This is a genomic window from Luteibacter sp. P4_D7_3 (assembly GCF_056401735.1).
Map to the genome: position 1 here is coordinate 1 of NZ_JBFUIT010000188.1, position 11,112 is coordinate 11,112.

At 63.7% G+C, this 11,112-nt stretch carries 8 protein-coding genes and 1 pseudogene; all 9 read left to right on the top strand.

Features of this window, described 5'->3' with window-relative positions; translation table 11 throughout:
* Window positions 1-386 precede the first annotated feature (386 nt).
* On the top strand, window positions 387-980 hold the full coding sequence (locus AC1DSN_RS15015; RefSeq protein ID WP_477331411.1) for a YceI family protein: 594 nt from the start codon (window positions 387-389) through the stop codon (window positions 978-980).
* 13 nt (window positions 981-993) lie between these two features.
* The gene (locus tag AC1DSN_RS15020) at window positions 994-1,503 is read left to right on the top strand and encodes a cytochrome b (RefSeq protein WP_477297506.1); all 510 of its coding nucleotides are present in this window, start codon (window positions 994-996) and stop codon (window positions 1,501-1,503) included.
* Between the two features lie 110 nt (window positions 1,504-1,613).
* On the top strand, window positions 1,614-2,849 hold the full coding sequence (locus tag AC1DSN_RS15025) for a sensor domain-containing diguanylate cyclase (protein ID WP_477331413.1): 1,236 nt from the start codon (window positions 1,614-1,616) through the stop codon (window positions 2,847-2,849).
* A gap of 253 nt (window positions 2,850-3,102) precedes the next feature.
* A complete protein-coding gene (locus AC1DSN_RS15030) occupies window positions 3,103-3,270 on the top strand; it encodes a hypothetical protein (protein ID WP_477298557.1) in 168 nt (55 codons plus the stop codon).
* 185 nt (window positions 3,271-3,455) lie between these two features.
* Window positions 3,456-6,263: pseudogene (locus tag AC1DSN_RS15035) on the top strand (TonB-dependent receptor).
* 2 nt (window positions 6,264-6,265) lie between these two features.
* A complete protein-coding gene (locus tag AC1DSN_RS15040; protein WP_477331415.1) occupies window positions 6,266-7,936 on the top strand; it encodes a beta-galactosidase in 1,671 nt (556 codons plus the stop codon).
* Complete coding sequence (locus AC1DSN_RS15045) at window positions 7,936-9,297, top strand: APC family permease (protein ID WP_477296042.1); 1,362 nt, start codon at window positions 7,936-7,938, stop codon at window positions 9,295-9,297. The genes AC1DSN_RS15040 and AC1DSN_RS15045 overlap by 1 nt, the downstream gene beginning before the upstream one ends.
* Window positions 9,276-10,223, top strand: coding sequence for a carbohydrate kinase family protein (locus AC1DSN_RS15050; RefSeq protein ID WP_477296043.1), 948 nt, complete (start codon window positions 9,276-9,278; stop codon window positions 10,221-10,223). Before AC1DSN_RS15045 ends, AC1DSN_RS15050 begins: the two co-directional genes overlap by 22 nt.
* The coding region (locus AC1DSN_RS15055; RefSeq protein WP_477331416.1) for a family 4 glycosyl hydrolase at window positions 10,201-11,112 on the top strand (912 nt) is incomplete at its 3' end. The genes AC1DSN_RS15050 and AC1DSN_RS15055, both read left to right, overlap by 23 nt.

Below are 11,112 nucleotides of genomic sequence, written 5' to 3' on the forward strand. Positions count from 1 at the left end.
GGGCGATGCCAGCTGATTGRCAAAATGGTGGACGCGGAAGTAAGCGCCGTCAGCGCCGATCTGCTCCGCCGCGACGGCAAGATCGATCGATTGCTGGAGCACGTCGCGCGCAGACCGGGTCGCTGAGTGCGGAGAGTCGGTCCAATGACCGAATGAGAGGAAGCCGATGCGTTTCATGGCGGTAATGATACGGCGATCCCATCGACGGGTCGTTCCGTTGATGCATTGTGCCCGGATGAAATAAGAGCGCCCGCAGCCAAAAGTTGGGGTGACGCCTTGGCCCGGACGGACTAGGGTGGTCACAGTGACGACCCGTCTCCCCGCTACTGGACCCAAAGATGACTCCGCTCAAGATCGCCTCCGCCGCGTTGCTGGCATTCCTTTCGGTGACACCGGTCGCCGTCATCGCCCAGACCGATAAGAAGCCAGCGGAAGACGCGAGCGCCGCGTCGCAGTACAAAAACCTGAATCTAACCAGGGATCCCAGGGCCGCGGCGGCAGGGGAGTACAAGCTCGACCCACATCACACGTCCGTGACTGCGAAACTTGCCCACATGGATCTGTCGCGCTACACCCTTCGCTTCGATAGCGTGAGCGGCGGATTCTCGTACGACCCCACGTCAGCGACCGCTTCGAAACTGGCGATCTCCATCGACCCGAAGTCGGTCAGCACGGGTGACCCGACCTTCGACAAGCGAATCGCCGAGAAGTATTTTGAAGCCGATAAATACCCGTCCATCACCTTCACATCCGCGATAACGAAGATTGTCGGCGATCACGTAACTGTCGATGGTGTGCTGGATTTCCACGGTGTAAAGAAGCCCGTCAGCCTGAAGGTCGTCTATCGCGGCTTCGCGCAGACACGCATGGGCTTTTCTGGCGAGGCGACATTCAAGCGATCGGATTTCGGGGTCGGCGAATGGATTCCCCTGGAAGCCGACGAAGTCACGATTCTTGTCGAGACTGAATTTGTTCATTGATCCCAGCATTGCCATGCAAGAACGTTACGACCGCCCCTCGATCGTCCTGCACTGGCTGACTGCCGTGCTGGTGACCGTCCAGTGGCTGATAGGTCGCACGACGGGGCTTATGGCGCGTGGTCCGTTGCGTGTCGATATCTGGTCGGTCCACGTCTTGCTCGGCGTCTGCATCACCGGGGTGTTCGTCGCACGCATCGCATGGCGATGGCGCCGGGGAAGGCGACTACCTGGCGTGGGCACACCGGTCGAGCGTGCCGCCGCAAAGGTTGTCCATGTCGGGCTGTATGTCGTACTGGGGATCGTGCTTGCGCTGGGCTTCGCCAATACCATCGTGCATGGCTTTCCGCTGTTCAATATTCTGATCGTGCCGGGCAAGCAGGATATGGCAACGATCCTCAGCGTGAATGCATGGCACGGACTTGCAGCGAATGTGTTCGCCGCACTGGTCCTGCTGCATACGTTGGCCGCCCTGTTCCATCACTACGTGCAACGGGACGGCGTGCTTCGGCGTATGGGAAGGTAGGCGTTGCGGGCGAGAAGGTCGTATCGGGCGACAAGCTAGCCACCCTCATATCTTCGAGGTAGCCTTCCCGGATCGCGCGTCGCCAGACGCCTTTCTGTCGGGATTACGAGATGCCCCGTGAGTTGTCCGTCATCGCGAAGCTTCGCCGGAGAGTCCGGACCAGCGAGGATTTCCTGGACCAGATCGGAACGCTCGCAGGGGTCGGTGGATGGGAGCTGGACCTGGCAAGCGGTACTCTCCGCTGGACCGCGCAGACCTGCCGCATCCACGACATGCCGGCCGATCACGAACCCACCCTTGAAGAGGCGATTGGCTATTACGCCCCTGAGGTACGCACGGTGCTCGAGGCAGCGGTGCTCCGTGGCATCGAGGAAGGGGAGGGCTGGGACCTCGAGTTGCCCATGACCACCGCCACAGGCAGGCAAATATGGGTGCGCGCGCAGGGAGCGGTCGAGCAGCGAAAGGGAAGGGCCTCGCGTCTGATTGGCGCGTTCCAGGACATCACCGAGCGGCGCCGGGACATCGATGCCTTGATCGCCAGCGAGCGACGCTTCCGCAGCCTGTTCACCTATAGCCTCGGCCTGATCTGCACTCATGACCTCGAAGGCCGGCTGCTGACGGTTAATCCAGCGGCGTGTCAGTCGTTGGGCTATTCGGAAGCCGAGATGCTCGGCATGCACGTGGGCCAACTCATGACGGCACGCGACGCGGCGCGTGTGCCGGAATATCTGGCACGCATCCAGGCGCGCGGTACCGACGCGGGTCGCCTGCGCTTCGTTGCGCGGGATGGCACGCAGCGGGTATGGCAGTACCACAACATGGTGGACACGCATGCTGGCGAAACGCAGGTGTTGGGTCACGCGCAGGACATCACCGAACAAGTTCTCCAGGAGCAGCGCCTTCGCGAATGGTCGATCCGCGACGCGTTGACCGGCTGTTACAACCGGCGCTTTCTTGCCCAGTACATGGAGAGCATCGAACCCGGCGTGCCGTGGGCGTGCGTCACCCTGGACCTGGACAAGTTCAAGGCGATAAACGACACGTTCGGTCACCAGCGCGGTGATGAAGTCCTGGTTGCCATGGCGACGTTCTTCCAGCGTCATGTCCGTGCCGGTGACTACGTGATCCGGCTGGGCGGCGATGAATTCCTTGTCGTGCTACCCAAAAGCGCGATCAGCGACGCCCATGCACTCGCCGGACGTTTGGCCGTCGGCGCGGATACCGCGCCGTGCGGTTTCACTGCAGGATGCGCGGCGCACACGGCCGGGACGTCGGTTGAATCGACCCTGGCCGAAGCGGACCGCGCCTTGTACACGGTGCGGCGCCGTCGCCGGGGCGAACCGTGATGAGACGCTGCGCCTGGGCGCGCGTCTCTGCCTGACAGGCCTTCGCGACTTCTTGCGTCTGCACGTCTTTCGTCACTGGTGCGATGCAACAAGCTGTCGCCTATGCATTTTTGGCAGTTGACGCCCTTTTTACAGTACGCTATATCTTGCATCACGCACGGCGTTCGATTGGACGTCCGTTCGCGTAACCCTTCCGGCAACCACACGGTATGCCGATTCGCAGCTCGCGATGAATGACGGACAGACCGCTACGATGCGTCGCCCCAATTCACATGAAAACGCCAGCTGCGCCTTCGCAGGTCGTCCGTTCGCGCTCGTCATGGCCGACGGCCTGCCGATCCTCGCACGTGCCAAGCTGAGCGCCCTGCGTTCGCGTGGCAAGTGCGTCGCTGGCTATTCTCCGCCGCAAACCTCCCGCTGATCGTCCGTCTGTCCTGATCGGCACGTTCAACCGCCCGTCGTGATGTTTTCGCACGCCCGCTAACGCTGGCGTGTGTGATCCATTCCGTCCGGGCCGCGCGACGAACCCGCTGGTCAGCTGAACTGCGCATCGCGCGGCGCAATGTCGCGCGTGCTTCCTAAAGCATCTCGGGGTGGGGGTAAGTCGTGGGTATCGATAGGGGTTTCAACAAGAAGTGTCTGGCCGTGGCCTTATGTGCCGTACTCGGTGGGTCGGCGTTTGCGCAGGATGCGACACCGGCACCGCCGCCACCCACGTCGCCCGCGAAGCCTGCGGCCGACAGCCAGGCGACGCCGCCGAAGCCAGACAAGGCCGTGCAGATGAAGGCGTTGAGTGTCGTCGCTAACCGCTACGACGCCACCAATATGCGGATGGACTCGATCAACACCGTGGACGTGCTGTCCGCGGCGGATTTGCAGCACACCGCCGTGCACAACGTGGCCGAGGCGCTGGGCCTGATGTCGGGCGTGAACGTGACGACCACGGGCTCGGGCTACTTCGGTGGTATCGACGGTGCGGCGCGCGGCGAGGGCATGTTTACCTCGGTTCGCGGCCTGCCTTCGGAGTACAACGTCAACCTTGTCAACGGCAGCAACGTCGCCCAGGGCATGCCGTACAGCCGCAGCGTGCAGCTCAGCCTGTTGCCGCCGTCGGGTCTGCAGACCATCGTGCTCAACAAGACCTCGACGGCCGACATGGACGGGGACGCCATCGGTGGCACGATCGACTTTCGCACGCCTAGCGCGTTCGATTTCAAGAAGGATTTCAGCGGCAGCGTGACTACCAGCGGGCGCGTGGAAAGCCGTGCGCGGGATTACGGCGGTAGCGGCCTGGGCAGTGGCCTTGCCGGCGAACTGCAGGGCAAGTTCGGCTCGGAAAAGCAGTTCGGCGTGTACGTCAGTGGTTACTACGACTATCGCAATATCGCCAATAGCGAGATCGGCGCGGCGGAAAGTGCCTCGAACGACGGCTCCTGGGCCTTCCTGCACGCGACGTCCGACGGCCAGAATGCGCCCGGTTACGACCCGGCGCACAACCTGACCAGCCTGGGTACCAATGTCGGCGTGGCGTCCGGCTTCGAGCGTCGCTACGGCGGCAATATTTCGCTCGACTGGAACGTCGATCCCACGCTGAAAGCTTACGCGCGCATGACGTATGCCTATGCGCTGACCGAGCAGAACACCACGTATAACCAGCTGTTGCCGCAGGACGTGACTTACGTTCCCACGTCCACGCCGGGTGTTTACAGTCCGAACATCGGCCGCATTGCCAACCGCTTCTGGTACGAAACCAATCCCGAGCGGGCCGATCTGGCGACGATCCAGTTGGGCGCCGACAAGACCGCGGGTGGCTGGACCATCTCGCCCAATGTGTTCTGGAGCATCGGTCGTAACGATCGCCCGAACCACGTCGAGATCGACGGCCGTGAAGACAAGTATTCGCAGGACAACTTCGCGTACAACCAGAGCTCGCTGCTCACCTATGGCAGTCATGGCTTTCCGTATCCGTCGCTGACCCCGGGCCTGCTGAACTCGGTCAACAACCTGCAGAACATGTACGCCAACGACTATGGCGAGGTCACCGACATCCGCTCGGGCCAGAAGCGCGGCGGTGCCAAGCTCGACCTGCGCTACGACTTCGAAGACGGTCCGCTGCAGTCGATCAAGTTCGGCATGTAGTACAGCGACAGCTCGCGTGAGTTCACCGACCGCGACTATTCGACAGCCGGTATCAACGACGGCACGACCACGCTCAACGATCTCGGTATTATCAAGGGCTATTACAACCAGATTTTCCCGGGTAAGTTCGACTGGACAACACCGCAGATCAGCCGCTCGGCGGTCGCTTCGCTGATCGCGAACAACCTGCAGCCCGGCGACCTGGATACCTGTAGCCAGCTCGACTACAACAATTTCAACTGCGACACGATGCGTGGCACCGAGGCCGTCACCGCGGCCTACGCCATGGCGACGTTCCAGAGTGGTCCGTGGGAGGTCATCCCGGGTGTGCGTTTCGAACACACCTCGATTCGCAACACCTTCTGGACCACCCCGCAGGACGCCGACGGCAACGAGCTGCCGGGCTACTTCTCCAACAACCACACCATTTACAACGAACCGCTGGGTAGCCTGTTCATCAACTACCGCCCGGACGGCAACATCGTCTACCGCGGTGCTATCTGGCAGAGCTACACGCGTCCTGCGTTCGTGCAGCTGGGTGGCGGCTCGCAGATCAGTGTGTCCGACGGGGTGACCACGATCACCACCGGCAACCCCAACCTCAGCCCGATCAAGGCCACCAACGTGGACCTCGGGGCGGAGTGGACTACCCAGAACGGCGGTTACGTCTCGCTGGCCAGCTACTACAAGAAGCTGCGCAACTACATCTACGACAGCGGCGGCGGCCAGGCCGACCCGAACACCTCGGGCGTGGGTACCGTGCTGACCAAGACGCCGACCAACGGTGGCGATGGTCGCGTCGTCGGCCTCGAGGCGACGTATCGGCAGAAGTTCCAGAACCTGCCGGCACCGTTCGATGGCATGGGCTTCAGTGTCAACGCGACACGACAGAACTCAAAGGTGGACCTTGGGCGCGACGGATTCGAGAACGAGCGACTGCAGTCGGCTCCGCAGCGCATGGCCAACGCGGAGTTGTTCTACGAGAAGTACGGCTTCTCGGTGAACCTCAGCTACCACTACACCGGCTCTTACCTGTCGACCTATGACTTCCTCAACCAGAACAGTCCGTGGGACGACCTGTGGATCCGGCCGATTCGTCGCGTGGACCTGCATCTCGGGTATGCGATGTCCAACGGCCTGCAGTTCGACCTGCAGGTCAGCAACCTGACCAAGCAGTATTCGTACTGGTCGCACATCGGCAGGAACAGCCTGGCCAATTCGGATATCGTCGATGCGGGAAGGACCACCCTGCTGACCGTGAAGTACAACTTCTGAGCATGCAACGACGCCGTTTCCTTGCCCTGTCGCTGCTCACCCCGCTGGCATTCGCCGGCCGCGGGTGGGCGGCGTCGCTTGCCCCGGCCCTCGCCCCGGTGGGGCCGGACGGACGGCCGCATGCCTTCAGCTTCGGCCAGCGTGAGTTCCTGCTCGACGGCGAGACGTTCCGCGTGCACAGCGGGGAGATGCATCCGGCACGGATCGCTAAGGAGCATTGGCGCCATCGCATCCGTATGGCCCGGGCCATGGGGCTCAACACCGTGGCGATCTACGTGATGTGGAATCACCACGAGCGCGAGCCCGGGGTATTCGACTTCGAAAGCGGAAACAGGGATGTCGCTGGCTTCATCCGCTTGTGCGCGGAGGAGGGCATGTGGGTCTACCTGCGGCCGGGCCCGTACATCTGCGGTGAATGGACCAACGGCGGGCTACCGGCTTATCTGTTGCGCGACCCCGACACGCGGCTGCGCACGCGGGACGATCCGCGGTACATGTCGGCCGTGCGGCGTTACGTCGCCGCGTTGGCGCCGCGCATCGTGCCGCTGATGGCAAAAGCGGGCGGTCCGGTATTGATGCTGCAGATAGAGAATGAATACTCAATGTTCGCCGACGACATCGGCTATCTCGATGCGTTGCGTGACATCTGGCGCGAGCACGGCGTGGATGGACCGTTCTCGGTGTCGGATGGCCTGAAGGACCTGCAGCGGCGCAAGGCGTATCCGAAGGGATCGGCGCTCGGGCTCGATGGCGCCGACGTGCCCGATCTGTTGAAGGGCAGGGGCTTTGCTGGCGAGTCGCCCGTATGGGTGGGTGAAGGTTATCCCGGGTGGCTGACCCACTGGGGCGAGCCGACGTTCGCTTCCAAGGACTATGAGGAGACCCTGCGCCACATCATGCGTGCCGGCTATTCGTTCAATCTGTACGTGGTGCACGGCGGCACGAATTTTGGGCTTACCGCAGGCTCGAACGCCGAAGACGATGGTTCGCAGTTCCAGCCGGTGATCACCAGCTACGACTACGGCGCGCCCGTCGACGAGCGTGGCCGTCCGACGGATCAGTACGCGCGGCTGCGTCGTGTGATCGCGGATGCCACGCGCGTGACGCCGCCGGCATTACCACCTGCACCCCCTTCGGCGACCTTCGCGCCGGTGACGCCGCTACCATTCGCATCACTGTGGGACAACCTGCCTGGCAAGCAGGTGACCCTGCCATCGCCGGGACCGAACGAGATTCTGTTCGGCCAGGACCAGGGGCTTGTCGTTTACCGGAAACAGTTCGACAAGGGCCGGGTGCTGCGCTTGGAGAACGTGCGCGATTACGCCGTTGTCCATGTCGATGGTCACGAAGTGGGGTTGGTGTCGCGCGTGGAACATCCGGCGCTGAACTCGAAGCCCGATGTGGTGCTGCCGGACGCGTCCGCAGGTGCCACGACACGTACGCTCGAGGTCCTTGTCGACACCTTCGGGCACATCAACTTTGGCCCGCGTATCGGGGAGCACAAAGGTCTGATCGGGCCAGTGTCGATCGATGACGTGCCGCTGCACGAGGTCGAGGCGTGGCCGATTCCTCTGGATGATGGTTGGATTCGGGGGCTGCGGGGTTTCGCCGATGAATCGGCTGCGACCGTCGTTACCGCCGCCGACAGTCTGCAAGCCTCGAGGAGTGCCTGATGCGCGCCAGCGTGAGCGAGCCCGGCGTGCCTACCCAGCCCCCGCGTGCGATCGGCTTCTGGGGTGGTCTCTCGGCCAACGTGCTGAACATGATCGGCATCGGTCCGTTCGTCACGATTCCCATCGCACTCTCCGCGCTGGCAGGCCCCTCGGTCCTGCTCGGCTGGATCGCCGGCGCACTGCTTTGCCTGTGCGACGGACTGGTCTGGGCCGAACTCGGCTCCACCATCCCCGAATCCGGCGGGCCGTACCACTACCTGCGCGAGGCGTACGGTCGCGATAAGGCGGGGCGCCTGTTCGGCTTCCTCTACCTCTGGCAGACGCTGCTCACCGCACCGCTGTCGATCGGCAGCGCCGCCGTCGGCTTCGCCCAGTACGCCGGCTTCCTCATCCCGTCGCTGGGCGAGACGGGGAGGGCGCTGCTCGCAGCGGGGCTCTGCCTGGTGAACACGGCCGTGCTCTATCGCAAGGTGGGTCAGATCCAGCGGCTTTCCGTGTTCGTGACAGCGATCGTGGTCGTGGCCTGTGCGTGGATCGTGTTCAGCGGGATCACGCACTTCGATATGGCCATCGCCAGTCACTTCTTCCAGGCGCATGTCGACTCGTCGCACGGCTTCTGGCTCGGGCTGGGTGCGGTCGCATTGATCGCGGTCTACGACTACGGCGGCTACAACAACGTCTGCATGCTGGGCGGCGAAGTGAAGCAACCGCGGCGCACCATTCCGATGGCGGTGCTCGTCTCGATTCCGCTGGTGGCCGTGCTTTACCTCGGTCTCAACCTCAGCATCCTCGGCGTGTTGCCCTGGGAGCAGGCGGCACATTCGAAAGCGGTCGTCGCGGATTTCATGCAGGCCATCCACGGACACACGGGCGGTACGCTGGCGGTGCTGCTGATCCTGCTCGCCAGTTGGGGTTCTGCCCTGGTGATCCTGCTGGGGTATTCGCGCGTGCCTTATGCGGCGGCGGCCGATGGTCAGTTTTTCGCGGTGTTTGCCCGGCTGCATCCGCGTGGAGGCTTCCCCACGGTGTCGTTGTTGTTCGTCGGCGTGACCTCGGCGGCGGCGTGTTTTCTCTCGCTGGAACATCTGATCGCCACGCTGATGGTCACGCAGATCCTGTTCCAGTACATCGCGCAATGTTTCGCCGTCGTCGCGCTGCGCAAGCGCCGCGCCGACGCGGATGTCTTCCGTATGCCGCTGTATCCGTTGCCGATCGTCGTGAGCGTCATCGGTTGGCTCTACCTCGTGGCGACGGCGGGCACGTCGTCCATCGTCACCGCCGTCGGTGCGGTGCTCGCCGGCACCCTTCTTTTCCTGTGGCAAGCACGGAGGTCCCGCACGTGGCCATTCCCGCAACCCTGAAATCGTGGGACGTTGCCGTGGTCGGTGAGATCTTTGCCGACCACGTGTTCAGCGGGTTTCCCACATGGCCCGGCCCCGGCGAGGAGGTTATCGCCGAGAACTACCTGCGCGAGCTCGGTGGCGGCGCGATCAACACCGCCTGCGCGTTGTCGCGGCTGGGCCGTCGCGTACGCCTGGTGGGCTTGATCGGCGAGGCCGACCTCGACTGGTTCGAAAGCCGCCTTGGCGAGTTCGGCGTGAGCATGGAGGGCATCCGGATCGGTAGCGACGGCACCGGCATCACGGTCAGCGTCTCCACGGTCGAGGACCGTTCGTTCTTTACGTACCCTGGCGTGAACCGCGCGCTTCCTGAGTTGCTTGCATCGCCGGAAATCGTTGCCGACCTTGCCGCCGCACGCCACGTGCACTTCGCGATGCCTTTGCCCCGCGACCTGGCCGGGACCTTGCTCCCGCTGTTGCGCCAGGCCGGCTGCACGACATCGCTTGATGTGGGCTACAGCCCCGGCTGGCTGCGTGATCCCGCCAACCGGTCGAGCCTTCGCGACGTCGACCTGTTCCTTCCCAATGCGAAGGAAGCCGCACTGCTGAGCGGCGATGAAGAACCCTCGTCGTTCGAAGCCTGGTCGATCGGCGCCGGCATCGGCCGTGCCGTGATGAAACAGGGCGCCAGCGGCGCCTGGATCGCCGACGAGCGCGGCCTGCGCCACGTGCCTGCGCCTCGTATCGTTGCGCTCGATTCCACCGGTGCCGGCGACGCGTTCGACGCGGGCGTCATCGATGGCCTGCTCGATGGCGAGTCCATCGACGGGTGTGTCGAGCGCGGCTGCATCTGCGGCGCGCTGTGCACGACCGCGGCCGGCGCCCTCCAATCGCTTCCCCATTCCCCCCAATTGAGGACCCTTCGTGAGCAAACGTACGGATCGTAAGATCGCATTGATCGGAGGCGGCGGTGTCCGCTCGCCCTTGGTGGTGTTTGGCGTCAACGAGGCCGCCGAGGCACTCGGCGCGGCTGAAATGGTGCTGTACGACCCGGACCCGGCGCGACTGCGGATCATGGTCGACCTCGGCAAGGCCGTGGTTCGCCGTTTTGGTGGGAACCTTCGCCTGCGTGGCGCTACCTCGCTGGAGGACACGATCGAGGGTGCGGATTTCGTGCTCAACAGCGTGCGCATCGGCGGCATCGCCGGCCGTGCAGCCGACGAGCGCGCATCCATCGCGCAGGGCTATCCCGGCCAGGAGACCACCGGTCCGGCCGGTGTCGCCATGGCGCTGCGCACCATTCCCGTGGCCATCGAGCAGGCGCGGCTGGTCGAACGCTTGAGCCCGCAGGCCTGGCTGGTCAACTTCACCAACCCCGCCGGACTCATCACGCAGGCGGTGAGTGACCACAGCAAGGCACGCATTGTCGGCATCTGCGACACGCCCACCGAGCTGTTCCACAACATTGCCCACGCGCTCGGCGAACCGGCGAGCGATGTCGAGTGCGACTACGTCGGACTCAACCACCTTGGCTGGGTGCGCGGTGTGCGCGTGCGCGGCGAGGAGGTCATCGACCGGTTGCTCGACAGCGACGAGCTGTTGCGCAAGCTCTACCTGGCGCCGCTATTCGACTTCGACATGATCCGCACGTTGCGGCTCATCCCGACCGAATACCTGTTCTTCTACTACGAACGCCAGCGTGCTCTGGACAACCAGCGCAAGCAGGGTGGTAGCCGTGGCGGTGAAATTCAGCGGCTCAACGATGACCTGCTGGCGGCACTGACCTCGCGCCTCGACGCCGGCGATGGCGACGCCGCCGTGGATATCTACGCCGCT